This window comes from Pseudohalioglobus sediminis, from assembly GCF_008370495.1.
GTDB lineage: Bacteria > Pseudomonadota > Gammaproteobacteria > Pseudomonadales > Halieaceae > Halioglobus.
This window is the reverse complement of sequence record NZ_VTUX01000004.1, coordinates 357,899-384,876: the sequence shown is the minus strand read 5'-3', so window position 1 is coordinate 384,876 and position 26,978 is coordinate 357,899. Positions and strand designations below refer to the sequence as shown.

The 26,978-nt window shown below is 61.0% G+C and carries 24 protein-coding genes; 12 read left to right on the top strand and 12 right to left on the bottom strand.

Features of this window, described 5'->3' with window-relative positions; translation table 11 throughout:
• Positions 1–483 precede the first annotated feature (483 nt).
• A complete protein-coding gene (gene tyrS / locus F0M18_RS11210) occupies positions 484–1,782 on the bottom strand; it encodes a tyrosine--tRNA ligase (protein ID WP_149611508.1) in 1,299 nt (432 codons plus the stop codon).
• Between the two features lie 155 nt (positions 1,783–1,937).
• On the opposite strand from tyrS, the gene F0M18_RS11205 reads away from it, so the two are divergent.
• Positions 1,938–3,350, top strand: coding sequence for a peptidoglycan DD-metalloendopeptidase family protein (locus F0M18_RS11205; protein WP_262500920.1), 1,413 nt, complete (start codon positions 1,938–1,940; stop codon positions 3,348–3,350).
• A gap of 5 nt (positions 3,351–3,355) precedes the next feature.
• Positions 3,356–4,501, top strand: a complete 1,146-nt coding sequence (locus F0M18_RS11200; RefSeq protein ID WP_262500919.1) for an anhydro-N-acetylmuramic acid kinase — start codon at positions 3,356–3,358, stop codon at positions 4,499–4,501.
• Here the strand turns inward: F0M18_RS11200 and F0M18_RS11195 are convergent.
• The 5 genes from F0M18_RS11195 to argC form a co-directional block, all read right to left on the bottom strand.
• On the bottom strand, positions 4,491–4,916 hold the full coding sequence (locus F0M18_RS11195) for a DsrE family protein (RefSeq protein ID WP_149611507.1): 426 nt from the start codon (positions 4,914–4,916) through the stop codon (positions 4,491–4,493). The genes F0M18_RS11200 and F0M18_RS11195 overlap by 11 nt on opposite strands.
• 31 nt (positions 4,917–4,947) lie before the next feature.
• Positions 4,948–5,301 (bottom strand): iron-sulfur cluster insertion protein ErpA, encoded by a 354-nt coding sequence (erpA, locus tag F0M18_RS11190; protein ID WP_149611506.1) that lies wholly within the window; start codon positions 5,299–5,301, stop codon positions 4,948–4,950.
• A 75-nt stretch (positions 5,302–5,376) separates the two neighbouring features.
• On the bottom strand, positions 5,377–5,844 hold the full coding sequence (locus F0M18_RS11185; RefSeq protein WP_149611505.1) for a bactofilin family protein: 468 nt from the start codon (positions 5,842–5,844) through the stop codon (positions 5,377–5,379).
• A complete protein-coding gene (locus F0M18_RS11180) occupies positions 5,831–6,574 on the bottom strand; it encodes a DUF6776 family protein (RefSeq protein ID WP_149611504.1) in 744 nt (247 codons plus the stop codon). The genes F0M18_RS11185 and F0M18_RS11180 overlap by 14 nt, the downstream gene beginning before the upstream one ends.
• Positions 6,575–6,583: 9 nt before the next feature.
• The gene (gene argC / locus F0M18_RS11175; protein WP_149611503.1) at positions 6,584–7,615 is read right to left on the bottom strand and encodes an N-acetyl-gamma-glutamyl-phosphate reductase; all 1,032 of its coding nucleotides are present in this window, start codon (positions 7,613–7,615) and stop codon (positions 6,584–6,586) included.
• 120 nt (positions 7,616–7,735) lie between these two features.
• Here argC and F0M18_RS11170 point away from each other — a divergent pair, with 120 nt between their 5' ends.
• From F0M18_RS11170 to F0M18_RS11145, 6 genes are all read left to right on the top strand, one after another.
• On the top strand, positions 7,736–9,457 hold the full coding sequence (locus tag F0M18_RS11170; protein WP_149611502.1) for a chloride channel protein: 1,722 nt from the start codon (positions 7,736–7,738) through the stop codon (positions 9,455–9,457).
• Positions 9,458–9,473: 16 nt separating this feature from the next.
• Entirely contained in the window at positions 9,474–9,893 is a 420-nt protein-coding gene (locus tag F0M18_RS11165; RefSeq protein ID WP_149611501.1) for a CopD family protein, read from the top strand.
• Positions 9,894–9,984: 91 nt separating this feature from the next.
• Entirely contained in the window at positions 9,985–11,271 is a 1,287-nt protein-coding gene (gene hemL, locus F0M18_RS11160; RefSeq protein WP_149611500.1) for a glutamate-1-semialdehyde 2,1-aminomutase, read from the top strand.
• A gap of 10 nt (positions 11,272–11,281) precedes the next feature.
• Complete coding sequence (hemB, locus tag F0M18_RS11155; RefSeq protein ID WP_149611499.1) at positions 11,282–12,289, top strand: porphobilinogen synthase; 1,008 nt, start codon at positions 11,282–11,284, stop codon at positions 12,287–12,289.
• A gap of 4 nt (positions 12,290–12,293) precedes the next feature.
• A complete protein-coding gene (locus F0M18_RS11150) occupies positions 12,294–12,902 on the top strand; it encodes a delta-aminolevulinic acid dehydratase (RefSeq protein WP_149611498.1) in 609 nt (202 codons plus the stop codon).
• Positions 12,903–13,005: 103 nt separating this feature from the next.
• Positions 13,006–14,172: a GGDEF domain-containing protein gene (locus F0M18_RS11145; RefSeq protein WP_149611497.1), complete on the top strand. Its 1,167-nt coding sequence runs from the start codon at positions 13,006–13,008 to the stop codon at positions 14,170–14,172.
• Here F0M18_RS11145 and F0M18_RS11140 read toward each other — a convergent pair.
• On the bottom strand, positions 14,169–14,795 hold the full coding sequence (locus F0M18_RS11140) for an NUDIX hydrolase (protein ID WP_262500918.1): 627 nt from the start codon (positions 14,793–14,795) through the stop codon (positions 14,169–14,171). The genes F0M18_RS11145 and F0M18_RS11140 overlap by 4 nt on opposite strands.
• A gap of 75 nt (positions 14,796–14,870) precedes the next feature.
• On the opposite strand from F0M18_RS11140, the gene F0M18_RS11135 reads away from it, so the two are divergent.
• Positions 14,871–16,349: an ATP-binding cassette domain-containing protein gene (locus tag F0M18_RS11135; RefSeq protein ID WP_149611496.1), complete on the top strand. Its 1,479-nt coding sequence runs from the start codon at positions 14,871–14,873 to the stop codon at positions 16,347–16,349.
• Here F0M18_RS11135 and F0M18_RS11130 read toward each other — a convergent pair.
• A complete protein-coding gene (locus F0M18_RS11130) occupies positions 16,346–16,762 on the bottom strand; it encodes a tetratricopeptide repeat protein (RefSeq protein WP_188109691.1) in 417 nt (138 codons plus the stop codon). The two genes, F0M18_RS11135 and F0M18_RS11130, sit on opposite strands and share 4 nt — an antisense overlap.
• 185 nt (positions 16,763–16,947) lie before the next feature.
• Between F0M18_RS11130 and F0M18_RS11125 the strand changes: the two genes are divergently transcribed.
• Positions 16,948–18,996, top strand: a complete 2,049-nt coding sequence (locus F0M18_RS11125; protein ID WP_149611494.1) for a phospholipase D-like domain-containing protein — start codon at positions 16,948–16,950, stop codon at positions 18,994–18,996.
• A gap of 127 nt (positions 18,997–19,123) precedes the next feature.
• On the opposite strand, the gene mrcB is transcribed toward F0M18_RS11125, so the two are convergent.
• Positions 19,124–21,373: a penicillin-binding protein 1B gene (gene mrcB, locus F0M18_RS11120; protein ID WP_149611493.1), complete on the bottom strand. Its 2,250-nt coding sequence runs from the start codon at positions 21,371–21,373 to the stop codon at positions 19,124–19,126.
• A 246-nt stretch (positions 21,374–21,619) separates the two neighbouring features.
• Between mrcB and F0M18_RS11115 the strand changes: the two genes are divergently transcribed.
• Complete coding sequence (locus tag F0M18_RS11115) at positions 21,620–22,621, top strand: adenosine kinase (protein WP_149611492.1); 1,002 nt, start codon at positions 21,620–21,622, stop codon at positions 22,619–22,621.
• Between the two features lie 31 nt (positions 22,622–22,652).
• On the opposite strand, the gene F0M18_RS11110 is transcribed toward F0M18_RS11115, so the two are convergent.
• Positions 22,653–25,007 carry a DNA polymerase II gene (locus tag F0M18_RS11110; protein ID WP_149611491.1) on the bottom strand — a complete coding sequence of 785 codons (2,355 nt, stop codon included), beginning with the start codon at positions 25,005–25,007 and terminating at the stop codon, positions 22,653–22,655.
• A 65-nt stretch (positions 25,008–25,072) separates the two neighbouring features.
• Between F0M18_RS11110 and F0M18_RS11105 the strand changes: the two genes are divergently transcribed.
• Entirely contained in the window at positions 25,073–25,417 is a 345-nt protein-coding gene (locus F0M18_RS11105; RefSeq protein ID WP_149611490.1) for a pentapeptide repeat-containing protein, read from the top strand.
• Between the two features lie 19 nt (positions 25,418–25,436).
• Here the strand turns inward: F0M18_RS11105 and F0M18_RS11100 are convergent, their stop codons facing one another.
• A complete protein-coding gene (locus tag F0M18_RS11100; protein WP_149611489.1) occupies positions 25,437–26,483 on the bottom strand; it encodes a DUF2333 family protein in 1,047 nt (348 codons plus the stop codon).
• 15 nt (positions 26,484–26,498) lie between these two features.
• Positions 26,499–26,957: a copper chaperone PCu(A)C gene (locus F0M18_RS11095; protein WP_149611488.1), complete on the bottom strand. Its 459-nt coding sequence runs from the start codon at positions 26,955–26,957 to the stop codon at positions 26,499–26,501.
• Positions 26,958–26,978: the final 21 nt, after the last annotated feature.

The window sequence follows — 26,978 nt, the reverse complement described above, 5'->3', positions numbered from 1 at the left end:
ACAACCAAATCAGAGGCTCAGATACAATTCGAAATCAATGTTCCATAAAACTATGAATCAATGGTCACTTGTTGTATCTGAATAGTCGTGACAACTATCCCAACAAGTGCCCACACATCTGTCTTCGTCTTCTTGTTAAGCAACTCCCAAACCGCCAGGGCGTGGGATAGTGTTTGGGCTGTTCCCCAAACGTGGAGGCGCATTATACAGCCGGCGCCCCAGTTGGCAACCATTTCAGTGAAAAAAAGTTGCCTGAACTGCCCTGAGTGTTAACACCACTTGTCCTTCATAAGGCCCTGAAAAACTTCAGGTTTTACCGGGTGGTTCCGTTGCGCCCTGGGCGCCGCCGTCACTCGAGGGACGCGAACTATACGCAGCACCCCAGGGTAGCGCAAGCAGTTTTGAAAAATAATTCTGAAATGCCAATTTTTGCCGTTTCCGGCTGACGCCGGCGCGGCACTCAAACGTACCGGGCAGGTGCGCTCACGCGCCAATTTCGAACAGGTGGTACTTCTTTTTTCCCAGCTTGCACAGGTAGAAACGGCCATGGAGCGCCTCACTGGGCTCGAAACTGGCAGCAACCCGGGCGTTATCTTCCCAGCCCAGAGAGCGATTGTTTACCGTAACCGCGTTACGCCCCAGGGCATCCTTAACCTGTTTGCCAGAGCCGGCCATGCCGGCATCAGTCAACATCTGGGTAAGCGTTTCAGGGAAATCAGCACGGGAGACCGTGCTAGCGGGAAGGCCGTCCTGGCGCAACTGGGCCAGGTCGCCCTCTGCCAGGTCCTCAATCGACCCACTGAACAAGGATTCGGTAATACGCTGCGCAGCCGCCAGCCCTTCATCACCGTGCACCAGTCGGGTAACCTCCTGCGCCAGTATCGCCTGCGCCTCCGGGCGGCCCTGGCGCTCGGCATCTGCGCGCTCTATTTCATTGATCTCGTCTACCTCAAGGAAAGTAAAGTACTTAAGGAAACGGTACACATCGGCGTCGGCACAGCCGAGCCAGAACTGGTAGAACGCGTAAGGGGAGGTCTTGGCAGCGTCCAGCCAGATGGTACCGGACTCGGTTTTGCCAAACTTGGTACCGTCAGCCTTGGTGATCAGCGGCATGGTCAGGCCAAACACCTGGTTGCCATTGAGGCGCCGGGTTAAATCGATGCCGCCGGTGATATTGCCCCACTGGTCCGATCCGCCAAGCTGCAGCGTGCAGTCATAGCGCTTGTTGAGCTCGGCAAAGTCGAAGGACTGCAGGATCATGTAGGTAAATTCGGTGTAGCTGATGCCGCTACCCTCACGCTCAATACGCTGCTTCACCGACTCTTTCTGGATCATTGCGTTGACAGAGAAGTGCTTACCCACATCCCGCAGGAAGGTCAGCACATCCATGTTGGCGGTCCAGTCGAGATTATTGACCACCTCCGCGGAAACGGGCCCGTCGTCGAACTCGATGAAGCGCGACACCTGTTGCTGCAGCTTGGCCACCCAGCCCGAAACCACCTCGGGCGTATTCAACTGCCGCTCCTGGGCCTTGAAGCTGGGGTCACCTATCAGCCCCGTCGCGCCGCCCACCAGCGCCAATGGCTTGTGCCCGGCCAACTGGAAACGGCGCAACATCAGCAGCGGCACCAGGGAGCCGATGTGCAGGCTGTCCGCCGTTGGGTCAAAGCCGCAATAGAGCGTGCGCACACCACCATCCAGCCAGGCTGGAAGGTCGTCCTCGCCGGCAATCTGGAATATCAATCCGCGGGCGCGAAGATCTGCAAGTAGGGCACTGCTCATCGGTTAATCTCTTGGCAAAGTCGGTTGGCCACAAAAAGGGCGCCAACCATACAACACCCCTTTGCAAATGCAAGCTTCCGGCACTTCTTGGCTATAGAACTGGTTGATTATTTTATATACTTGCGCCGTCATATATCTGGAATCACTGCACGGACATGCCAGCAGGAAACCGCCCACGGGGAGCCACCGCGATTCGCGCGGAGCAACCCTCACTCGCATCGCTGCAACTGCCTCGTTTTGAGGTCAGGCGGGGGCACGTCATGTCCGCCCTGTTGCTGCTCGGCTGCCTCGCCGTATTCATCGGGCTCAGCCAGCGCGAGGAGGACGCCTCACCGACCGCTGAGGCTATAGACACTGCCACGGTTATCGCCACAGAAAAACCGGCCGAGGAGCAGGCACCCACAGACACATTTGCACCGACTCCTGAAGCACCCGTTGAGGCGCCCTGGGAGGAACAGGTTGTGCGCAGCGGCGATAATCTGTCGCTGATATTCAAGCGCGCAGGCTATGACAATCGCGATGTACACAGGGTGGTGACCGAGTCCGAGGACGGCAAAGGGCTGGCAAGAATCTACCCTGGACAGGTAATAGCCTTCCAGGGCGATGAGTCAGGCCAACTGGTCGCGGTACGGCACATCAAGAACGACCTGGAAACGGTCTCCTATACCCTGGGGGAGCAAGGCTTCACCAGCCAGACCCTGACCAGGGAACCGGAAGTACGTGTGGCCGACGCCACCGGCGTCATCACCTCCTCCCTGTTTCTCGCCGGCCAGAAGGCGGGCCTGTCACATACCACCATAATGGACATGGCCAATGTTTTTGGCGGCGTGATCGATTTCGTTGGCGACCCCCGCAAGGGCGACACCATGCACCTCATCTTCGAGGAGCTGTACCTTGATGGCGAGAAACTTGACGACGGCGACATTATCGCCGCGTCCTACACCAACCAGGGTAAAACCTTTACCGCCTATCGCTACCAGGATTCGCAGGGAGATGTGGGCTACTACAACGAAGACGGCGTGAGCATGCGCAAGGCCTTCCTGCTGGCGCCGGTCGATTTCACTCGTATCAGCTCGAATTTCAATCCGCGGCGAATACACCCGATTTACAAGACCGCCCGGCCGCACCGTGGTACCGACTACGCCGCCCCGACCGGCACTCCGGTCTACGCCGCAGGGGACGGACGCGTCATCAAGGCCGGGTACAGCCGTTCAAACGGCAACTACATATTCATCCAGCACGGCGAACAGTTCGTGACCAAGTACCTGCATTTACACAAGCGCAGGGTCAAGCAGGGCCAGCGGGTGGTGCAAAGCCAGGTCATCGGCACCGTGGGTTCCACCGGTGCGGCCACTGGCCCGCACCTGCACTATGAGTTCCTGATGAACGGCGTACACCGCAATCCTCGCACCATCCACAAGAAGTTGCCCAAGGCAAAATCTTTGCCGGAGTCAGAAATGGCGCAGTTCAGGCAGTCTATAGCCGCGGTCTCCTCACAACTGGCAAAACTCAGAGAGGAAACAGACACCCGGCTGGCGATGACCGGGGCCGCGGACGACAGGGGCTGAGCGCCTTGCCTGACGGGCTATACATCGGGCTGATGTCCGGCACCAGTGTTGATGGTATCGATTGTGCCCTGCTGCGCGCCGCAGAGGACAAGCTGTTACTGGAGGCCACTCTGCAATACCCCATGCCGGGGCCTATGCGTGAGGCCGTGGCGGCATTGAGCCACAGTGGCGACGGCGAGATAGAGCGCCTAGGTGTGCTGGACAGGCACCTCGGCCAGTTATTCGCTGACGCTGCAAATGCCCTGCTCGAGTCCGCCGGCGTGCCCGCTGCAGCCGTGACTGCGATAGGCAGCCACGGACAAACCGTGCGCCATCGGCCGCCCTCGGGTGGCCGCTCTCGATCAGATAGCTTCAGCCTGCAGATAGGCGACCCCAACAGCATCGCCGAGATCACCGGCATTACAACGGTTGCAGACTTCCGCCGCCGCGACATTGCCTCGGGAGGCGAAGGGGCACCATTGGCACCCGCTTTCCATGTCGCTGCGTTCAGCGAACCCGGCGTGTCGCGGGCCGTGGTCAACATCGGCGGCATAGCCAATGTCAGCCTGCTGCGAGGAACTGAATTGGTTGCAGGCTTTGATTGCGGACCGGGCAACACCCTGATGGATCACTGGACACATCGCCACCGCGGCGAAACCTATGACGCCGGCGGCCGCTGGGCGGCTTCAGGGGAGTGCCAGCCCGCCCTGCTGCAGCGCCTGCTGGCGCATCCCTACCTCGATTTACGCGGCCCCAGAAGCACTGGTAAAGAGGACTTCAACCTCGACTGGCTGGATGGCGTCATGGCCGATTTCCCGGGCACTGCGCCGGAAGATGTCCAGGCAACCCTGGCACAGTTTACTGCGGATGCGATCGCCCGCTCGCTGCGCGACAGCGACCTGCAAGTGAGTGAGTTGTATATCTGCGGCGGTGGCGCGCACAACGACAACCTGCGGGCACGTATTGGTGACGCCCTGCCCTGGGTACGAGTAGCCGATACGGAAGAGCTTGGCATCGCGGCTGACTGGGTAGAGGCTGCGACATTCGCATGGCTGGCCATGTGTAGCCTCGCCGGGTTGTCGGGGAATGCGCCTGTGGTAACCGGTGCCGCCGGGCCACGGGTACTGGGCGCGATTTACCCCGGCGCCCGCGCTATCCCGACTAGAAGTTGATATAGCCCTCTTTCTCTACCAGCCGCACCACTTCTCCAGGGCCATAGGCCACCACGTCCACGAAGGGCTGCAGTTGCCCGGGATCGACGGCGTTGGATGCCATCCAGGTACGACAGGCCTTCACTTCAAGCACACCCATGGCAGTAAGACTGGCCGCCTGGTTAACCAGCACCTGGTTGTCAGGGTAGTTGTTGCGCAGGAGTGAGCGCAGAACCGGACCGTGGAGCACCAGCACGACTGCACCGTCCTCCTGGCCGAAATCACCTGCGACGAGCATCTGCTGTGCTCGTTGCAGCAAGACGCCAAGGTCTTCTGCAGTCTGCAACTCGACATCAGCCACGAAGCGCTGGTGAGGTAGAGGGTCATCCCCTGCTGCTACAGCCAGGGAAATAAACAGGCCCAGCAGGGGACTCAACAGCCGGGCCGGGAACACGATGTTTGACTCGCTAGACGGAGAAGGACACGCCGCACCCGCAGGTGGTAGTGGCGTTGGGGTTGTCGACGATGAAGCGGGACCCTTCCAATCCTTCGGTGTAGTCAACCGCAGATCCGACCAGGTACTGAAAACTCATCGGATCCACCAGCAGGGTGACACCCCCCTCCTCGATGACCGCATCGTCCTCGGCAGCATCCTCATCAAAACTGAAACCGTACTGAAAACCGGAACAGCCGCCGCCGGTGATATAGACGCGCAGTTTCAGGCCCTCGTTGCCTTCCTCCTCCACCAACTCACGGACTTTGCGCACGGCATTCGCGGTAAGGTTGATACTGGCAGGATTAAACGATTCAGCTACGGACATGACTTTACTCAACGGCCACCGGGGTGGCACCCAGGACTTCAGGACCGCAAATTATGTTATACCTGAGTGTTTTAGTCAACTTTTACCCAGCACCGCGGACCCCTTGCCGGACTCCTTGGCAGCGCGAGCTTCGGTCACCTCGATTGCCGGGTTGGGCGCCGATTCACGGCCCGCATCCTGTGCTTCTGTATGTGTCAGGCTACCGTTTACCTCGGAGCCGGCGGCCATTTCCAGCAGCGTGTAGTGCACATTGCCCGTGACCCGCCCCTTGGCGGCCAGTTCGAGGTGCTTGCTGGAATGCACGTCACCTTCTACTGTGCCGTTGACCACGACTGAGGGGGCTCTGATCTCGCCCTGAACTCGGCCTTTATCGATTATCCTTACCAGTGCGTCCTTGCCTTTCTCGGCGATGATATTGCCCTGTACAACACCTTCAACGTCCAGATTGCCGCTGAAATGGATGTCGCCAACCACCATTGTGTCCCGCGATACCAGGGTGGTATTGCCACCACCACCAAAGCCAGACTTCTTACTTCCCAACATGCGTAAATTTCTCCTTAACTTGCCAGGGAAACTCTTCCTGGGCCTCCATTTCGCGAGGTGAAGCCGTCTTCGCCAGCAATCTCACGCTTCTCGGTTCAAAATTCTCCGGCAGACTCAGGGTGCCCTCGACAGACTGGAAGTAGCGAAACCGCAGGGGTATCGGGTTGCTGTCGACGTCGTCACTGAGCTCAGCCAGGGAATAGCTTACCCGCTCGCCAGCGCGCACTCCAACAAGCTCTGCAAATAAGTCGACTTTTAGCAAAGCATGCTTGCGCGCCTCCTGCTGGGCGACGATACGGAAACCATATTCGCCGTCGTCCTGCGCCACCAGTTCCAGCGGCCTCAGGCTCAAGCCCTGGGCGATCTCGCCGGGAGCCATCAGGCTGCGGTAAAAACCGAGGCCCTCGACCAATCCCGCAATCTGCTCTTTCTGGACCGCGATTTCCCTGCGCACCATCTCCAGTGCCTGCTTGTCCACCTGGGCCTGGGTGCGCTCAACATCCAGCTGGGCCTCCAGCTCGGCGACGCGGGCCTGCAAACGCGGGACTTCCGCTTTCATCGCCACATACATTTCCGGGTTCAGGCGCAGCCCACGATAGGCAGATCGCTCACCCAGGAAGAATGCACCCACCAGCAGCGCAATCAGCAGCACTCCCGCCAGCAGGGACCTGCGTCGCTGCAAGCGCTGTTGCTGGTGACTACTGAGGTGGTTCTGGCGTCGAAAAAGCATGTGGCCTGCTCAGGGCAGCAGCCCCACCTGCCTGAGCCCCATGTCCTCTTCCAGGCCCAGCATGATGTTCATGTTCTGCACGGCCTGGCCGGAGGCACCCTTGACCAGGTTATCGATAGTGGACATGACCACCACGGTGTCCCGCCCTTGCGGCACCTGCAATGAAATCTGGCACCGGTTCGCGCCTTTCACGGTGCGCGTCTGCGGATACATGCCGGCTGGCAACACATCCACGAACGGTTCCTGCCCATACGTCTCTTCATACAGTGCCTGGAGGTCAACGGTATTATCCACCAGCCGCGCAAACAGTGTGGAGTGAATACCGCGTATCATCGGCAACAGGTGCGGCACGAAGGTCAGTTGCACCGGGCCGCCCGCCACATCGGCGAGGCCCTGCTCTATTTCCGGCAAATGGCGGTGGCCGGTGACACCATAGGCCTTGAAACTGTCCGCAACTTCGGAGAGCAGGTTATCCACCTTGGCCTGGCGACCGGCACCACTGACGCCTGAAGCAGAACTAGCTATTAGCGACTGCGTATCGACGAGACCCCGGGCCAGCAGCGGTATCAACCCCAGCTGCACTGAGGTGGGATAACAACCCGGACACGCGACCAGTGCCGCACCGGCTATCTGCTCACGATTGAGCTCGGGCAGCCCGTAGACGGCCTGTGGCAGTAATTCCGGGCTGGCGTGGGGCTCACCGTACCAGCGAGACCACAGCTCGGCGTCGCGAATCCTGTAATCGGCGGACAGGTCGATAACCCGCGCCCCGGCCTGCAGCAATTCGGGCACCAGGTTCATTGCCACGTTGTGCGGGGTGGCGAAAAACACGATGTCGCAGGCCGCCAGCGCGGCGACGTCGGGCTCGGAAAAGACCAGGTCATAGTAACCGCGCAAGTTGGGGTACAGGTCATCCACGCGGCGCCCGCTCTCTGCGCGCGAGGTGATCGCCGCCACCTCCGCCTCGTCATGCAGCGCCAACAGGCGCAATAACTCGACCCCGGTGTATCCGGTACCACCGACTATGCCAACCTTGATCATCTCTCATCCCGTTCTGTCTCGGCCCGTCGACTGCAACGGACACTGAACGGCGTAGTATAAAAGCATTATTGAGCTATTTAACTGGTAATATTGGATTTTTGGGCCGGACCGGCGAAGCGCGTGCGCAAACATATCGACAACTATCGTCAGCTGCTGACCAACTACGATTCGCTGTTGGCGTACTCACTACTGGGTGTACTGGGCGGCGTCGCGTCGGGGCTGGTGATCCTCGCCTTCGAAAAAGCCATTGTGCTGGTCGCCACACTCTGGGCGGTGGGCAATGACGGCGAAGACTTCGAATCCCTGCCGCTTGAATTGCGTTTCCTGCTGCCCGCGCTGGCGGCCCTGGCGCTCGGTGTCGTCTATCGCCTGCTGCGCCCTGAAGACAGGGAGACCGGGATCGTACATGTTCTCAGCCGCATGCACTCACACTACGGCGCACTGCCAGTGCGCAACGCACTGGTACAGTTTTTCGGTGGCGCTTTCGCCCTAGGCAGCGGCCTGTCGGGCGGACGCGAGGGGCCCGGTGTGCATCTTGGGTCAGCAGTGAACAGCCTGATCGGCCAGCGACTGGTGCTGCCCAACAACAGCCTCAGGGTATTGATCGCCTGCGGCACGGCGGGCGGCATCGCCGCCGCATTCAACACGCCGCTGGCAGGCGTTATTTTCGCCATGGAGGTTATCGTTGCCGAGTACACCGTTGCCGGCTTCATCCCGGTTATGCTGGCGGCCGTGTCGGCATCTGCAGTCAGCCGTACCTTTGCCGGTGGCGGCGCGGCCTTCGTGCTGCCGGAGCTGCAGCTGGTGTCCCTGGCCGAGATTCCCTACATCGTATTCCTCGGCTTTGTCTGCGGGCTCGCTGTGGTCGCGTTCATCCACATCGCCAGGTTCACCGCCCGCTTTGCCAACATCGATGTGACGCTTCGTTTCACCGTCGTGGGCGTGATTACCGGCCTGCTGGCCATGGGCGTGCCGCAAATCATGGGCATCGGTTACGACACCCTCAATCTCGCCCTGCAGGGGCAGGTAGCGGTGGCGCTGTTGCTGCTTATCGCGGCAGCGAAAATAGTGGCAACGGCCATCAGTGCCGGTGTGGGCATGCCGGTGGGCATCATCGGCCCCAACCTGCTCATCGGTGCCTGCCTTGGCGGTGCCCTGGGCCACCTCGGCCAGCAGTTCATGCCGGAGTTGGCCTCTCACCCCATGCTCTATATTCTCATCGGCATGGGCGCGGCCATGGGCGCGGTGATGAGCGCCCCGCTGGCCGCACTGCTCGCCGTTATCGAGCTGACCCACAGTATCGAAATCGGCATGCCGGCAATGCTGGCGATCGTGGCCGCGAACCTGACCAGCGCCGGCCTGTTTCGCCAGCGCGCACTGCACCAGGCCATCCTGCGCCAGCTGCAGCGAGTGGTGCCGGATGACCCTCTCAACCAGCTGCTGCACCGGACCCATGTGGGATCGATCATGGACACCCGCGTAGTGCGTGTGCCCAGCCAGCTGAGCGAAGAGGACCGGGTGCTATTGCTCGAGTCCAGCCCGACCTGGTGCCTGGTTACCCGTGAAGGCGAAGACCTCTATCTCATCGAGGGCAGCGCGCTGCTGGCCTGGCTGCAGCAGCAGGACGCGGAGCAGGTCGATATCACCGACGCGGATATCCGCCGCTGGACCATGACCAATGTACCTATGCAGGCCAACCTGCGGCAGGCCTGGGACAGCATCAGCAAGCAGACTGTCGAGGCCGCCTGCGTCTTTGGCCGCAGCCGAACTGCCAGCAAACCCATACTCCATGGCGTGGTCACCCGTGAGAGTATTGAAAAATTCACCCTTGCCCGATTGTGATTCGAGGAACTGCCCAATGCTGTGGATGAAAGCACTGCATATCATTTTTGTCGTGTGCTGGTTTGCAGGCCTGTTTTACCTGCCACGGATTTTCGTTTACTACGCCGCCACTGATGATCCGGAGACCCGCAGGACCCTCGCCCTGATGGCCCGCAAACTGTATCGCTTCGTCACACCATTCATGTACATTCTCGCTGCCCTTGGCGTGGGCCTGTTCAGCATGAACCCGGACTACTACCTGCAGGCACCCTGGTTCTGGCTGAAAATGACCGCAATGGCGTTTCTCGTCGTATACCACATACAGTGCGGCCGCTACGTCAGGATCATCAACGAGCACCGCGACGACCACAGCCACGTTTTCTACCGCTTTTTCAACGAGGTGCCAGTGCTGTTTCTCTTTGCCATGGTGATACTGGTGGTGGTCAAACCATTCTGAGGGCGCTGGATATTCTCCAGGCCAGAGCCGATAATTCCGCCCCCGGCAGTGAATGCCGGGACCGATCAGCAACCCTAAAAGTAGAGACCCTATGAGCAGCTCGCAGGAACTTTTTGAACGCGCCCGTCAACACATCCCCGGAGGCGTAAATTCGCCAGTCCGCGCCTTCAAGGCAGTGGGTGGCACACCAATTTTCATCGAGCGCAGCGAGGGCCCCTATGTCTATGACAGTGAGGGCAAGCGCTACATCGATTACGTACTGTCCTGGGGACCCATGTTGATGGGGCACAACCACCCGGCAGTACGCGAAGCGGTGATCCGCCAGAGTGAGAAAGGTCTCAGCTTCGGCGCCCCGACGGAACTGGAAATCCAGCTTGCCGACCGCATCTGCGAGATCATGCCGGGCATGGACATGGTGCGCATGGTGAATTCCGGCACCGAGGCCACCATGAGCGCCATCCGTCTGGCCCGTGGCTATACCGGGCGCGACACCATCGTAAAGTTTGAGGGCTGCTACCACGGCCACTCCGATTCCCTATTGGTGAAGGCCGGCTCCGGTGCTCTCACGCTGGGCGTGCCCAGCTCGCCCGGCGTGCCCGCTGCCCTTGCCGATCACACCATGACACTGACCTACAACGATCCCGAAGGCGTGCGCAAAGCGTTTGCGGAGCACGGTGACCAGATAGCCTGCGTTATCGTAGAGCCGGTGGCCGGCAATATGAACTGCATTCCCCCGGCTCCCGGCTTCCTGGAGACACTGCGGGAAGTGTGCAGCAGCAGCGGCGCGGTATTGATACTCGATGAGGTCATGACCGGGTTCCGCTTCGGGCTGCAGGGCGCACAGGGCTTCTACGGCATTGATGCCGATCTCACCACACTGGGCAAGGTCATCGGCGGCGGTATGCCGGTGGGCGCCTTTGGCGGCAAGCGCGAGATCATGGAGCAGATCGCGCCGCTGGGGCCGGTCTACCAGGCGGGTACGCTGTCGGGTAACCCCATCGCCATGGCAGCCGGCCTGGCGACGCTGGACGTGATTTCAGCGGACGGTTTTTACCAGCCCCTGTTCCAGCGCACCGAGGACCTGTGCCGCGGCATGGAACAGGCCGCGCGCGATGCCGGCATCCCGTTCACCACCAACTGCGCGGGCACCATGTTTGGTGGTTTCTTCACCGAGGCCGGGAACATCCAGAATTATGAACAGGTCATGGCCTGTGACACCGAGCGCTTCAACCGCTTCTTCCACCTGATGCTGGACGCGGGAATTTACCTTGCCCCCGCATCCTACGAAGCCGGCTTCCTGTCCAGCACCCATGGCGAGACTGAAATAGAAACCACCGTGGAGGCGGCTCGCTCTGCGTTTGCCGCACTGGCGGGTTAAGGAGACAAGCATGACGTTCAGCTCCCACCGGGGCCCTTTCCCGGCCACTCGCATGCGGCGCTTGCGCGCCCGGTCGTTCTCACGGCAACTGGTCAGCGAGAACCTGCTCACCCCCGCAGACCTGATCTACCCGGTGTTCGTGCTGGAAGGGAGCGGCCAGCGTGAAGCCGTGCCCTCCATGCCGGGTATCGAACGACTCAGCATCGATCTGCTGGTACAGCAGGCCCGAGAGATTACCGCACTGGGCATCCCCGCCATCGCCCTGTTCCCGGTAGTCGCCGCAGAGAAGAAAAGCCTCATGGCAGAGGAAGCACACAACCCGGACGGCCTGGTGCAGCGCTCAGTCAGGGCGCTGAAAGACGCTGTGCCCGAGCTTGGCATCATCACCGACGTGGCGCTGGACCCGTTCACCACACATGGCCAGGACGGGATCATTGATGAACAGGGCTACGTGCTCAACGATATCACCACCGAGGTGCTGGTAAAGCAGGCTGTTTCCCACGCCGAGGCCGGCGCGGATGTGGTAGCCCCGTCGGACATGATGGACGGACGCATAGGCGCGATCAGGCAAGTCCTGGAGAGCGCTGCGTTTGTGAACACCCTGATCATGTCCTATGCCGCCAAGTACGCCTCCAGCTACTACGGTCCGTTCCGCGACGCCGTGGGCAGCGCCGGCAACATCAAGGGCGGCAACAAGTTCAGCTACCAGATGGATCCGGCCAACAGCGACGAGGCGCTGCACGAGTGTGCACTGGACCTCGGCGAGGGCGCCGACATGATCATGGTCAAACCCGGTATGCCCTATCTCGATATCGCCAGGCGCATCAAGGATGAGCTCAAGGCACCTACCTTTGCCTACCAGGTCAGCGGCGAGTACGCCATGCACCAGGCCGCCTTTGAACGCGGCTGGCTGCAGCGGGAGCCGGTAATGCTGGAGTCGCTCATGGCCTTCAAGCGCGCCGGATGCGATGGCATTCTTACCTACTTCGCCATCGAGGCAGCCAAAGCACTGCAATAACAACATGTGGCCACCACTGCTACTCTTGCTCACACTGTTCGTCGCCACCGGGGCACAGGCAGAATGCCAGTGCTTGTGGCAGGGATCTTTCGCTGAGGTGCAGGACAAGGCAGACCTGGTTGCCAGCGGTACCGTGGTGGCCACCAAGGGCAACTCCATTGACCTGCGCATCGATCGCAAGCTGCGCGGCCCCGCCACCGTCGACATCATTCGTATCTGGCTGCAAACAGCGGACTACTGCCGCCCACCCACCGAGACCTTTCCCCTCGAGTCCACCTGGCTCATGGCGCTGCAGCGCATCGACCGCGATGTACCCGGGGGGTTCAACCCCGGCACGCCCAATATCAGCTACGGGCGCGTTGGCGATTACCAGCTGTCCAGCTGCGGTGGCTACTGGCTGCAAGTCACCGGCGACTACGTCACCGGCGCGCTGGTGCAGTCGCCGCGCTGGGAACGCGAACCGAAGATGACACCGGTGCTGCTCGACCTGGTCGCCGCGTTCGTCCACGGCAAGACCGACGCCGAGGCCCTGCTGCACGCCAGCCGCGAAGATCCCGCCCTGCGAGAACTGAAGCTTGATACACGCGCCTTCCTGCGCGGCGACCCGGAGTAGGCGCCAACTGCCAAAACTTTGAAAAAGTAGAGATATTTCAAGAAATTGCAGGCTTGCTGGGGTATAAAAATCGAAACAGCTGGGCTACGGCACAATAAACAGCATGAAACTGCAAAAACTACTGCAAGACCTCGCGCGCGTCCGGGAAGGCTGGATCAGGCTGTGCACCGGAAACGACCCGCTGCGCCCGCTGGACGAGGAGCACTACCGCCAGCGCATACTGGCCATCGCCAGCTTCTTCTGGTTGCTCACCGTGTTGGCGCTGACCATTGTCAGCCCGCTGGTGCTGGATATGTCCCCGGAGGGGCGCACGGCGGCAACAGCGCTGTTCGTCACCACCGGCTTTGCCGTGCTCTCGACCGTGCTGATCCTGCGCTACTGGCGCAACCGGCTGGCTGCCATGCACATTCTCCTGCTGGCGTTTACCAGCGCCTTTACCGTGGCCTGCCTGTATTTCGGCGGCACCAAGTCTCCCACCTTTGCCATGCTGATACTGGCGCCGGTGATGGCCGGCATCGTCGGCAGTATCTGGGCGACCCTGTTCTGGACATCGCTGGTAGCGCTGATCTGGTTGGTCCTGGTTGGGCTGGAGAGAATGGGCATGCAGTTTACCCAGATTATCCTGCCGCAGAACTACAACCTGGCCATTACCCTGGCCTACGCCTCTATGGGACTGGCCGTGGTCAGCGTGATCATCGTATATGCAGAGATGAACAAGTATCTCAGGCAGTCGCTGCAGCACGCGAACAAGGAGCTGGAATATCTCTCCTCGCACGACGAGCTGACCGGCCTGTACAACCGGCGCTTCTACGAGCAGCGTATGACGTCTGCACTGGAGCGAGCAAGGGAACAGCAGAAGCCTATGGGTTTGCTGGTATTCGACCTGGACGAGTTCAAGGAAATCAACGACACCTTCGGGCACGGCGTCGGTGATGCCCTGCTGATGAAGCTGGGCGAGCGGCTGCGCTCACAGGTGCGGGAAACCGACCTTATTGCCAGGCTCGGCGGTGATGAGTTCGCCGTCATCATGGAGAACATGCGCTCCACTGAAGACCTGCCCATGATCGCGGCAAAACTTGTCGCTGCGATCAAACAGCCGGTGACACTGCGCAACGAGACGTTCACCCTGGGTGTCAGCTGTGGTGTCGCTCTCTACCCCCAGGACGGTGACAGCCAGCAGGAACTTGAAGAGATTGCCGACCGAGCCATGTACCGTGCCAAGCAACTGGGAACATCACAGCTGTCGCCACAGCCTACCGTATTGCACTAACGTCGACGCCGCCAGCGCGGTCGCAGTGGATTGCGCCCGCCTTCAATCAGGTCCATCAGCTCATCCAGCATCATCAGGGACAAGCCCCAGATGCAACGCTCCCGATAGCGGTAACAGGGCATGGGAATTTTCAGCCCCTTGAACTCCCAGGTCATTTCTTCCCTGTTATCAGCGTTGAGCAGGAACTCCAGCGGTACCCAGATCACCTCCGCCACCTCGTAATTCGGGGTGAAGCTGACCTCACGTTCCAGGTGGAACACAAAGGGACTGACCGCCATACCCAGGCTGCCCCGACGGGGCCTGGCATTGATATCGGAAAGCCTGCCAAGACAGCGATCTCCCGGCCCAAGGGCCAGCCCCACCTCCTCTTCCGTCTCGCGCACGGCTACCGCATAACCGTGGGCATCGGTCTTATCCATGCGCCCGCCGGGAAAAGCCATGTGACCCGACCATGGATCCCCCTCCCTTTCCGCACGTTTGATCATTAGAATGTGCAACTCACCCTGCCTGACCTGCAGGATCAGGGCTACTGCCGAGCGCTTCATCAGCGGTCGCAGTAGCGGCTTGCGGGGGTTGAACTCGTGCAGACGATTCTCAACCAGTTGTAACAGCGATACCGACAACAGTACTTATCCAGGGAAATTTAGGGGATTAAGCCAGCCCGCGGCCGTCGATACAAGCGCATTGGAACTCGCAACATGAATCACAGCAATCTACTGAGCCTGCAGGATGTCCAGCTGGTATACCGCGCCCTGCCCGCCCTGCATCACGTGGACTGGGAGGTCAATCGGGGCCAGCAATGGGCCTGCCTGGGCCCAAACGGCGCCGGCAAAACCAGCCTGGCGAAGATCCTTTCGGGCGAGGCCAGGCGCTTCTCAGGGGTGTACACACGCTCTGCGGAGTTGCGCGAGCAAGGCGTCGCCTATGTCTGTTTTGAGCAGGCGCGTACCCTGTGTGAGCGGGACAAAAAACTCGACGACTCGGAAACCCGCGCAGACGCAACCGACCCGGGCACCCTGGTACAGCAGCTGATCCTGCAGGGGCGCAAGCCCGATACGCAGTTTGCCTACTGGGTGGAGCGACTCAACATCGGCCATATACTGCAACGCGGCCTGCGCTATATTTCCACCGGCGAGATGCGCAAGACGCTGCTGGTCAGGGCCATACTGGCTGCGCCCGCCCTGCTGATCCTGGACAGCCCACTGGATGGACTGGATGCCGCATCACAAGCCGAGCTGTCCCTGATTATCGACGAACTCCTGCATTCTGACCTGTCCCTGTTGCTGCTCTGCCGCCAGCAGGAAGACCTGCCGGCAGGCGTCAGCCATGTAATGGTGATGCAATCAGGGCATATCCTTGCCCAGGGCGAACGCACCTCGATACTTGCGCGCGCGGACGTGCAGCAACTCATGCAGCCTCCGCTGGCGCAGCTCGACACCCTGCCTGCGCCCGCACCCAGGCCATACCAGATCCCGCCGGACGCACCCCTACTGCAACTCAATGGCGTCAACGTCAGCTACGGCGAGTTACAGGTACTGCGCGATGTGCACTGGCGCTTCGACAGGGGGCAGCACTGTTATATCTCCGGCCCCAACGGCTGCGGCAAAAGCACCCTGTTGAGCCTGGTCACAGGAGACAACCACAAGGCCTACGGGCAGGATATCTACCTGTTCGGGGTGCGCCGCGGCTCCGGCGAGAGCATCTGGGACATAAAGCAGAAATACGGCCAGCTGGACAATCAGCTGCACCTGAATTTTGCACGCGGCATGAAAGTGCTGGAGGTGGTGATTTCGGGCTACTTTGACAGCGTGGGCCTTTACGACGACTGGGGGGACGAACAACGCGCCAGCGCAGAACGCTGGCTTGCCGCGGTCGGGATACTGGACATTGCCCACGCCTCTTTCGATGCGCTGTCCTTCGGCATGCAGCGCATGGCCCTGCTGGTCCGGGCCATGGTCAAGTCGCCGGCCATACTGCTGCTGGACGAACCAACCCTGGGGCTGGACGGTTATCACCGCCGGCTGATGCTGCGCGCCATAGACCATATCGCCGCGAATTCCGACACCCAGGTCATATTTGTCAGCCACTGCGTGGGGGATGTCCCCGCGTGCATCAACCAGCATCTGCGTTTTGAACCCGACGCCGACGGATTCGTGGTGAGGTGCGAGAACCGCTAGCGCGTATAGGCCCTCAGCGCATCGCACTGGTTGCCGCCGCTGCAATAGAGCAGACCGCGCTCGGCAGTGGCCCGGGCCTGTATCATATTACCGGCCGCAGCATGGGTCTGCGCCAGCCCCAGGTATATTTCCGCGTTATCCGGGTCTATACGCTGCGCCCGCTCGAGGTAGGCCAGGGCCTGATCGTACTCACCACGCTCGCGCGCGGTGTCCGCCTTCGCCAACAGGCCCGCGGCGGCGCCTACGGGCTGCGGGCGGGAAGTCTCTACCGGCGGCTTCGGCAGCGCCTCGGGTTGCGGCTTCGATTCCTCATACTCGGGTTCCGGGCTCTCTATTTTCGGCAGGGAATAGGGGTTGGTCCCGCAGGCACTGAGGAAAATAACCAGGCCGACGACCAACACAGGCGACTTCAAGCTACAAAAACCCACCGGGCACTCCGCTATGACATCTGGCCCGGCAGTGTAACGCAGTTGCGGCCATTAGCGGGCAGATCACCGCGAAAAGTCGATAGCGACACAGATCAAGGTTTCTGGCCTTAGCGCTCGCTTTTCTGCCATAGCTGTCAGGATAATAAGGTAAAACCAAGTAAGGAGGGGGCATGCGCTTAGTTGTCGGCCTGTGCTGGTATGTAGTCGCCTGCTGCAGCCTGGGCGCCTGCAGTTCACCGTCGCCACCTTCCTCCATCGGCGAGGCATCTGCACCCGAAGGCACCTTGATTGCAATGGAAGCCTATCGTGGACTGGACCGCTACTTCCTGCGCTACCAGCTAAACGGGGACTTCTTTTACACCTCGGGCGACCTCCGCGGCCGGCAACTGGCCCAGAAAGCGCGGGGAGAGGTCTACGACCCCGCTGGCGTGGACACACTCGCGCCCCCCCATCTGGATGACTGGCAGGGCATAAGCAGTCAGCTGACACCGGTGCCGATTCTCGGCGTCAGCGACTGGATACGCTTCCGAGATCGCGTGTTGCAGAGTTTTATGCCCCGCGAAAGCGGTACCGGCGTGGCCGTCACCTTTGAACAGGACAAGTATTTCTTGTTCTATGACAGGCAGCGGCGATTTCGTGCCAGTCGCCTGGTCGACAAACCGCCTTGGTACGAAGTGGCGACCAGCATTGATCTGGACGACTACTATCGCCGCTGGGAACCCATACTCATGGATTACCTGCGCCGTGAAAGCATTGACGGCGGCGAGGTTCTATTCAACACCGGCCATCGTAATCCAGGCTCCTTTCCATTTGTTTACATCAACACCCGGCAACAGCTGATCATACTCATCGGCTATGACGAACTGCCACGTGCCATGCAGGGTGAGCTGCCCGCGGCACACTGGCTGCAATCGCTGTGGCACTTTATCGGCAGTCATACCTACAGCGTGCCCCTGCGACCCTTCACATCCGCGCAGTCACTGCTGGCACTACTGGCCGATACCGCGGTGGAACCGGGACGCGCCGTCGTACAAGCGCTTCCCAGCGAGACGATCATCCCGCCCCTCTCAGATCTACCTCCGATGGACCTGGAACAGTGGGAAAGGGACCTGGACCAGAAACTGGGGCGCAGCGCCACCCGAGGTAAAGTGGATTTCCTGGTGGACGGTGAGCAGTTCTTCTCCCGCTTTATCGACAGCGTGTCTGCTGCTGAGGCTTCGGTAGATATTCGGGCCTATATCTTCGATAACGACGACGTCGCCCTCGCTATTGCCGACTTGCTCAAGCAGCGCTCACTAACAGGAATCGATACCCGGGTCCTGTTCGATGGCCTCGGCACTATCCTCGCAGGCGGCGAACGCTCCGAGAGTTTGCCGCAGCACCATCAGGAGCCCATTTCCATACACAGCTACCTGGAGCGAGACTCGGAAGTCAGCGTGCGCGCGGTGAAGAATACCTGGCTGATGGGAGACCACGTAAAATCCATGATCATAGACCGGCGCACGGCGTTTATCGGCGGCATGAACATCGGGCGAGAATACCGCTACGACTGGCACGACCTGATGATGGAAGTCACCGGGCCTGTAGTGGACGAGCTCAACCAGGAGTTTCATGAAGCCTGGGCACAGGCGGGGTGGTTCGGCGACTTCGGCGTCATGCTCAGTCGTGACCCGGTGCCAGTCAACCAATGGGAAAACGGTTATCCACTGCGCCTGGTTCACACCCGCCCCGGTCAGCAGGAGATATTCAGCCTGCAGCGAGAAGCGATGCGCCGCGCCAGGGATTACATTTACATCGAAAACGCCTATTTCACCGATGACCGGTTATTGGGGGAACTGATCGCAGCGCGACGCAGGGGGGTGGATGTGCGCGTGATCATCCCGCTGGAGACGGACCGCGGCCTGATCACTCGCAATATCGCCACAGCAGCCAACCTGATGCTGGCCCATGGCATCCGGGTCTATATCTACCCCGGGTTCACTCATGCCAAGGCAGCGATCTATGACGGCTGGGCATGCGTCGGCAGCGCCAACTTCGACCGACTGAGCCTGAAGATCAACCGCGAGATCAACCTGGCCACCTCGGAACCGGCTGCTGTACAGGAACTCCTGGATGAACTGTTCCTGCCGGATTTCGCTCACAGCACGGAGCTCACAGAACCGTTCCCGCAAGCCTGGGCGGACCGCCTTATCGAGCTCGTGGGCGACTACGTTTTCTAGGTCATGGCTGGCAATTTACAAAATGGCGCGAACGGGTACCGAACCCCAGCGCCGGACATGGGCCCGGTGCCGGATCACACAACAACGACCGGCGGCACGCATTGACGCAGGCCGCCATCGCCAGCACCTAGTCGCCAAACAGGGACTGGAACCAGTCGCGTATACCACTTTTCTTGGCCGAGCAGTTGGTCTTGCGGCGCGGCTCGGTGCCGGCCACGAACGGCACGCTGCGCGCGTTGGGGCATCCCGTTCCGGTGCGGTAACCATTGCTGGAATCCACAGTCGCAACCTCTATGCCTTCCGGCATGTTGTAGTTCAGGCCTCGCTTACTCGACCTGGCCATGAAATGTGACCACAGTTTGAGAGCGCCGGTACTTCCGGTGAGGCCGGTGCCACCGTTGTCGTCGCGACCCATCCAGGTAACCGCCATCAGGTCGCCGGAAAAACCCGCAAACCAGGAATCGCGCCCGTCATTGGTGGTGCCGGATTTGCCCGCCGCCGTCATCCACTCCGGCAGCGCCGCGCGGCCACTGCGGCCGGTGCCGTTCTGCATGACTTCCAGTAAGGCATATTGCAGCAGGTAGGTCGCCTGCAGGCTGACCTGCCGGTCGTAAAGCAGCTCATAGCGTTTCTCGGGTACGCCCCTGGCGTCCACCACATCGCGAATACTGCGCAGCGGCGAGCGGAAGCCACCGGCAGCGATGGTCTGGTACAGCACCGCCATATCCAGGGGTGAATATTCGCCTGCCCCGAGCGTCAGCGCCGGCACCTCTGGCACCGCGTGTTCGATACCCAGGCGGCGCAGCATATCCGCTACGCTATCAATCCCCAGGTCCATGCCCAGCCTGGCGGTCGCCAGGTTGTAGGAGTGCGCCAGCGCCTGGTAAAGCAGCACGTCACCGTGCTCCATGCGATCGAAGTTGCGCGGCTGCCAGGGTTCACCCTGTGGCCGGGGCACAGTGAAGGCCGTATCTGACAGTACACTGGCCAGCGTATACTTGTCCGACTGCTCCAGGGCGGCGAGGTAGACCGCTGGCTTGAGCAATGATCCGGCGGGGCGCCGCGCGTCCAGCGCCCGGTTGAACCCCGCATAACTGAAGCGCCGTCCGCCGACCAGTGCTGCCACCTCGCCGCTGTCCAGCCGGGTCACTATGGATGCCGTCTCCAGCTCGCCACTCTTGTCCAACTGCGACATCACCGCCTGCGTACTGCGCTCCAGCTGGCGCTGCAGCAACGGGTCGAACGCGGTGAATATGCGCAGCCCTTCCTGGGTCAGCTGCTCGTCGCGATACTCAATGCGCAACTGGCGACGAACCAGGTCAAGGTAGGCGGGAAAGGTGTCGCGAATACTCGGCGCCCGGTTCAGGTCCAATGGCATGGCCTTGGCGACCATCGCGTGTTCCTCTGAGATCACGCCCTCGGCCACCATCACGTCCAGGACCACGTTGCGGCGCTGCGTTGCCCGCTCGGGATTGCGCCGTGGGTTGTATAACGATGGCCCCTTGATCATGCCCACGAGCAGGGCCTGCTGGTGCAGGCCGAGCTGTTCCAGCGGGGTGTCAAAATAGTGCCGCGCAGCCAGGGCAAATCCATGTATGGCGCGCCGCCCCTCCTGGCCGAGGTAGACCTCGTTGATATAGCTTTCGAGAATCTGGTCCTTGTCGTAATGCAGTTCCAGCAGCACCGCCATCAACAGCTCGTTGACCTTGCGCAGGATGGTTCGCTCTGGTGACAGGTAGTAGTTTTTCACCAGCTGCTGGGTAATGGTGCTGCCCCCTGCGACCACGCGCCCGGAGACCATGTTGCTGTAGGCAGCACGCGCGATGCCGGTGATCGAGAACCCCCAGTGCTGGTAAAAGCGCTGGTCTTCCACCGCCAGCAAGCCCTGGCGCAATGTCTCGGGCACGGCATCAAGCCGCACCAGCACACGGTCTTCTCCGTGAGTCGGGTAAATACCACCGATCTGGGCAGGGTCCAGCCGCATGAGGTCAACGGCACGGCCCTCCTCGGTTATGGACTGCACCTTCGTCGGACCCAGCTCAACCAGCACACGCCGCGCCGGCTCGCGCTCGCCCGGGAAGCCGAATCCCCGGGTATAGATCTCGAAGCGACTGCGATTGCGCGCTACCTGGCCGGGTTTGCGGGTATGCGCCACCTTGCGATAACCCAGCACCTCCAGTTCATATGCCAGGTCATCGGGCTTGATGTCAGCGCCGGCAAACAACTCCAGCGGGCGAGCATAAACCTTGGCGGGCAGCTCCCACATCTTGTCGGTAAAGGTACTGGTAATGCGGGCATCAAGATAAATGAGATAGCCGGCGCCAAGAACCAGGAAAACGATAAACAGCTTGAATAGCAGGGTGCGGGTCTTTTTCATGGTGGGCGAGTTTACCGTACTTTGGGCGGGGCGGTCGGCTGTTTCAGGCCAGGAACGCAAAAACCAGCGGGACAGCCCCGTGCTCCGCAACACTCCGGCCAGTCCGTCACCCGGGCTGGCCTGCTCTCGCCCGCGCGGTCCGGGGCAGAACATCGCAGCCAGCTGTGCCCATTCTGTTTGGCAATTCCCTTTAAACCTGCGCCTGAATCGGGATAATACGCGCTGACTTATCAAGAGAACCCAGGCATGAAGAAGTACGTGGCATACGGCATTGGCGCAGCCCTGGTCGATACCGAAATCAAGGTGGATGACCTAGAACTGAAACAAATGCAGGTGGAGAAAGGCATGATGACCCTGGTCGATGCCGAGCGACAGGCCGAACTGCTGGGTCACCTCGAAGGGCACCTGGTCAAGGCCAACCATGCCAGCGGCGGCAGTGCCGGGAACTCCATGATCGCCACCGCGCAGTTTGGTGGCCGCACCTTCATGTCCTGCAAGGTCGCCAACGATGACGATGGCGACATCTACCTGGCCGACCTGGAAGCCGCCGGCGTTGATCACTGCCTCAACGGCACCCGGGAGAATGGCACCACCGGCAAATGCCTGGTGCTGGTTTCACCCGATGCCGAGCGCAGCATGAACACGAACCTCGCCATCAGCGAAACCCTGTCTGTCGAGCAACTGGTGCCCGAGGCGATCCAGGCGTCGGAGTACCTGTACCTGGAGGGCTACCTAGTGACATCGCCCACGGGGCGTGAAGCAGCGGTGCGGGCGCGGGAAATCGCCGAGGCAGCCGGGGTGAAAACCTCCATCAGCCTGTCTGATCCCGGAATGGTGGAATTTTTTCGCGACGGTTTACAGGAGATGATCGGCGAGCGCGTCAACCTGGTGTTTTGCAATGAGTCCGAGGCGCTGGGGTGGTGCGACACCGACGACCTCGCCGTGGCCATCGAGCGCATGAAACAAACCGCTGACACCTTTGTGATTACTCGCGGCGGCAATGGCGCGATCACCTGGGACGGCGAGCAAACCGCCGAAATACCGCCGCACCGCGTGCACGCCGTGGACAGCAATGGCGCCGGCGACATGTTTGCCGGGGCATTTCTCTACGCTATCTCCCGCGGGGAAGACTTCCCCACTGCCGGGCGTTTCGCCAGCCTGGCTGCGGGCAAGGTAGTGGCCAATTACGGCCCGCGCCTGCCCGCGGCCGACTACCCGGCCCTGCGCGCAGAATTTTTCGGCGACTGATTGCGGCAGGCGTGCGGACTGCACGCAGGCATTAAAACAGGTCGATCTGCTGGTCAACGAGGCTGCGAAAGCTGCTGCCCAACAGACCCAGGATACCATCGGCAACAGGCTGCAACTGGCGCTCCGAGTAGTGCTCGTAGTCCAGGGGCGCGAGGTACGCGGCGGCGGGCTCCGCGCCAGCGCTGGTCATCACGTATTCCACCCAGTCCCCACGCGACGGTGGCGCCAGCCCACGGGACTCATACAGGCGTGCGGCCTGTACGTGTGGCGGCAGGTTGCGCTGGTATTCGTCCAGCTTGCGCCGCAGGCGCTTGCGATAAACCAGCTGATCGTCCCTCTCGCCCGCCAGCAGTTGTCGGTTGGTCTCGCAGATGAACTCTGCGTAGGGCCGGTCCGCAAACACGCGAGCATACAACTCCTCCTGGAATGTCCGCGCCAGTCGCGTCCAGTCAGTGCGCACGCTTTCCAAGCCCTTGAACACCAGCCTGTCGCCGTCCTCTGTGCCTACCAGGCCCGCGTAACGCTTCTTGCTGCCCTTGTCGGAGCCGCGGATGGTGGGCATCAGGAAACGCTTGTAATGGGTTTCAAATTCCAGCTCCAGCGCACTGTCCACGCCGAATTCATCGGCCAGCTGCTGCCGCCACCAGGTATTGAGGCTGGCCTGCAGCGCCATACCCGCTGCTTCGGCCTCGGCGTCACTGGCGGCGTCCTGAATCCATACGAACACCGAGTCGGTGTCACCGTAGATGACGCGGTGCCCGGACTGCTCGATATGGTCGCGCGTGCGCTTGAGAATCTGGTGACCGCGGCGGGTGATGGAACTGGCCAGGCGGGCATCAAAAAAGCGGCAACCGGGGGTACCCAGCACACCGTAGAAAGAGTTCATGATGATCTTGATGGCCTGCGACAGGGGCGCATCACCCGCCTTGCGCGCGGCGTCGCGCTGGGCCCAGAGTTGCTGGATCAACTGCGGCAGGATGTGCCCCTCACGCGCAAAGCGCGCGTCGAGAAATCCCGGGACGGTATCTGCCTCGGCCAACTCACCGCAAACACCGAGCGCCAGGCCCAGGGGGTCGATAGCAAAGCTGCGAATAATGCTGGGATACAGGCTTTTGAAATCGAGCACCAAGACGTGGTTGTACAGCCCCGGAATGGAGTCCAGCACCCAGCCTCCGGGACTGGCGATATGCTCGACACTGGCGTTGGGCGCCACGTAGCCCGCACGGTGCAGGCGCGGCAGATAGAGATTATCAAAGGAGGCAACCGATCCACCCATACGGTCCATGTTCAGGCCGGTGATGACGCTGCGCGCGATGGCGAAATCCAGCATCGAAGTGGCGTCAAATATCCGCGTGACCAGCTCACAATCCTGCAGGTTATAGGCTGCAAGAGCAGCCTTGTCCTCCCGGAACAGGCGGCCAATCTCCTCGCCCCTGTCGCTGCCGTGGATGAGCTTACCCTCACCAAGCAGCTCATGGGCCACATGGTCCAGGGCAAAACTCTCGAAGTTGTAGAAGGCCGCACGCAACATGTCGATGCCATCGAGCACCACGCGGCCGGGACAGTGGATACTCCTGCGCTCGCCCTCGCTATCCACGTTGCGCCAGCGCGCGGCGCGGCTGTCCCTGCCCAGTAACAGGCGGCGGCCCGCGGCATCAGCTACACGCTGCAGGTACCAGCAGTCGAAATTGATCACATTCCAGCCGATCAGCACATCCGGGTCAAAGGCCTGCAGCCAGTCTATGAAGGCCTGCAACACCGCCTCCTGGCTGGCACAACTGTGCACATAGTCCTGCCCGGTACCCTCGCCCAGCATGAATACGCGCTGCTCGGTCACCCCGGGAGCCACTCCGTGCGCGGCGATCGAGTACAGTTGCACGCCCTGCATTGCCGTCTCAATGTCAAACGAGACCAGCCTGAGACCGGGCCTGTAGTCTGCACTGCGCAGCGACGGGTTGAGCGCGCGCAGGTGCTTGCCGCGCCGCGTGAACTGCCCGTGGATTTCCGCACCTCCGGCGATAAACCGCTCCATCAGGTAGCGATCTGCAGGGTTGATGTCCGCTTCCAGTGGCTCCAGGCCCTCGGCACGCAACCGCTCCGCCAGCGCGCGCGACTGCCTGTAGCTGCGACAATAAACACCGTCTACTGCGGTCATGGAAAAGTCGCGCAAGGCCAGCGGCCGGACGTCAATCCCGGTTTCATCCGCTATCAGCTGTCGCAACTTCTCGCGCTGGTTCGAGGCCACGAAAAACACACTGTGCTCTCCCAGCACCTGTACACAGATCGCTCCCTCGTCGCTGGCAAACCAGAACTCCAGCTCCACTCCTCCGGCGCCATCGCGCCAGTTCCGTGTCAGCAGGAAGCCGTTTAGAGTCTGTGTACTCAAACCTGTTCTCTTGTCATCGCCCACCGCCGCAGCTTAAGCTAGGGCATTATTTTAAAGGTAGCGTCATGAACAAGCCCGTCATCAAGCCAGACCCCCTTTACCAGTTGCTGCGCAATGAGGACATCAAGAGCTTCAACGAACAGCGTGACCAACTGGATACCAGCGAGTTGAAGAGCGGTGATTATCGCGGACGTGATCTGCGCAACATGAACGCCGACGGCCTGGACTTCAGTGACTCGTACTTCCGCAATGCCGACCTGAGCGGTATCGATTTCCGCAATACCAATCTCGAGGGCGCCAGCCTGCTCGACGCCAAGCTCTCGGGCACCTATTTCCCCAAGGAACTGCCCCCGGAGGAAATCCGGCTGTCCCTGGACACCGGCACCCGCCTGCGCTACCTGGAAGACTAGCCTCCACCGCCCGGCACCCCTAGCCCTGCAATAGCAGGTCCCGCAGGTCGATAATGGCCGCGTTGGCCCGGCTGATATAGGACGCCATCACCAGCGAGTGGTTGGCCACCAAGCCGAATCCGGTACCGTTGAGAATAAACGGGCTCCAGACGGTTTCCTGTGACGCCTCCAGCTCGCGGATAATCTGCTGCAGGCTCACCATAGCGTTCTTGTTCTGCAGCACCTCGGCAAAGTCGACCTGCACCGCCTTGAGGAAATGAATCAGTGCCCAGGTAGTGCCACGTGCCTCGTAGAAGACATCGTCGATTTCCAGCCACGGAGTTTTCACCAGCAGTTCCTGGGGCGCCTGCGTCGACTGGCTGGCACCCACGTCACCCGCCAGGTCTGTATTCAGGCGCCGCTGACCGACGCTGGCGCTGAGGCGCTGTGACAGCGAGCCCAGCCGGGTGTTAACCGTCGACAGCCAGTAACGCAGGTTGTCGGCACGGGCATAGAACTGCGCCTGCGAGTCGTTGGCATCCGACAGCCGGCGGAAGTAGCCGCGCGTGTAGGCGTTTGCCTGCCTGTACTCCGACTCCGAAGACGGCAATACCCAGCTGTCGGAATCAAAGTGATAACGCGGTTCGGCCATCGCCAGGTCTTCATCCTCTGTCGACTGTGACTGCGAGCGGCTGAACACCTCACGCATGGAACGCGACAGGTCGCGGACCTGGATGAGCGCCCCGTACTCCCAGCTGGGCATGTTGTCGAGCCAGATGCCCGGGGGGAAGCGATCGTTGTGCAGGTAGCCACCGGGCTTTTCCAGCAGGGTTTCCATCACGCCCATCAGCGCTGCGGTGGTGACCGACCCGGTCACGACCTGCCCGCCATCAGCCACTGCGTACTCTGCAGCCTTCTCCCTGGGGTCGAAATGCTCCGGTGACAGGCTCCAGTACATACCGAGCACCAGTGCGACCAGCAGGTACGCCACCAGCGCAAGCAATACCCAGCGCACGGGGCGGGCGTCCGGAACGAGGTCGACCAGGCTATCGCGCCAATCGGCCAGGGTTTGTTTCACTGCGTTCATATGCCTACTGCCTTGTTAGTGATGTTGATGATGTTCATGGCCGCTCGCGGCGGCATCCTTGCGCACTTCAGCGGCCACGCAGCTCTCTTCTCCCGAAGCGAGCAGCAAACACAGCTGGCGGCTCTCCCCCTCTTTGGGCATGGCTTGCAGATCAAACAGCATAAGGTGCGCACCGCCGGGGGCCAGGGATACGGTCTCCCCGGGAGGCACGACCAGCTCATCAAGCCGCTGCATCCGCATCAGGCCGTCCTGCTCAAGGGTAGTGTGAATTTCCACCCTGCCAGCGCCATCCACCCGGGCTCCGCTTATGGTTGCGGCAGTATCACTGTGGTTCATCACCTCTGCATAGGCCGCTGTGACCGGCTGCGTCGGTGGCAGGGCGCGGATCCACGCCGAGGACAGGTGTAGCTCCGCCAAAGCGGGCGTGGTGAGCAGCATCAAGGCTGCGCAAAGCAGGGTACGACTTGGCAACACATTTTACTCCAGGTGGAAACT

What these genes read in the sequence shown, in the direction of transcription:
- mrcB (WP_149611493.1), bottom strand. Translation starts at nt 21,373, where the DNA reads ATGAAAAAGACCCGCACCCTGCTATTCAAGCTGTTTATCGTTTTCCTG.
- hemB (WP_149611499.1), top strand. Translation starts at nt 11,282, where the DNA reads ATGACGTTCAGCTCCCACCGGGGCCCTTTCCCGGCCACTCGCATGCGG.
- F0M18_RS11165 (WP_149611501.1), top strand. Translation starts at nt 9,474, where the DNA reads ATGCTGTGGATGAAAGCACTGCATATCATTTTTGTCGTGTGCTGGTTT.
- erpA (WP_149611506.1), bottom strand. Translation starts at nt 5,301, where the DNA reads ATGTCCGTAGCTGAATCGTTTAATCCTGCCAGTATCAACCTTACCGCG.
- F0M18_RS11105 (WP_149611490.1), top strand. Translation starts at nt 25,073, where the DNA reads ATGAACAAGCCCGTCATCAAGCCAGACCCCCTTTACCAGTTGCTGCGC.
- F0M18_RS11145 (WP_149611497.1), top strand. Translation starts at nt 13,006, where the DNA reads ATGAAACTGCAAAAACTACTGCAAGACCTCGCGCGCGTCCGGGAAGGC.
- hemL (WP_149611500.1), top strand. Translation starts at nt 9,985, where the DNA reads ATGAGCAGCTCGCAGGAACTTTTTGAACGCGCCCGTCAACACATCCCC.
- F0M18_RS11135 (WP_149611496.1), top strand. Translation starts at nt 14,871, where the DNA reads ATGAATCACAGCAATCTACTGAGCCTGCAGGATGTCCAGCTGGTATAC.
- F0M18_RS11125 (WP_149611494.1), top strand. Translation starts at nt 16,948, where the DNA reads ATGCGCTTAGTTGTCGGCCTGTGCTGGTATGTAGTCGCCTGCTGCAGC.
- F0M18_RS11180 (WP_149611504.1), bottom strand. Translation starts at nt 6,574, where the DNA reads ATGCTTTTTCGACGCCAGAACCACCTCAGTAGTCACCAGCAACAGCGC.
- F0M18_RS11185 (WP_149611505.1), bottom strand. Translation starts at nt 5,844, where the DNA reads ATGTTGGGAAGTAAGAAGTCTGGCTTTGGTGGTGGTGGCAATACCACC.
- F0M18_RS11100 (WP_149611489.1), bottom strand. Translation starts at nt 26,483, where the DNA reads ATGAACGCAGTGAAACAAACCCTGGCCGATTGGCGCGATAGCCTGGTC.
- F0M18_RS11205 (WP_262500920.1), top strand. Translation starts at nt 1,938, where the DNA reads ATGCCAGCAGGAAACCGCCCACGGGGAGCCACCGCGATTCGCGCGGAG.
- argC (WP_149611503.1), bottom strand. Translation starts at nt 7,615, where the DNA reads ATGATCAAGGTTGGCATAGTCGGTGGTACCGGATACACCGGGGTCGAG.
- F0M18_RS11115 (WP_149611492.1), top strand. Translation starts at nt 21,620, where the DNA reads ATGAAGAAGTACGTGGCATACGGCATTGGCGCAGCCCTGGTCGATACC.
- tyrS (WP_149611508.1), bottom strand. Translation starts at nt 1,782, where the DNA reads ATGAGCAGTGCCCTACTTGCAGATCTTCGCGCCCGCGGATTGATATTC.
- F0M18_RS11150 (WP_149611498.1), top strand. Translation starts at nt 12,294, where the DNA reads ATGTGGCCACCACTGCTACTCTTGCTCACACTGTTCGTCGCCACCGGG.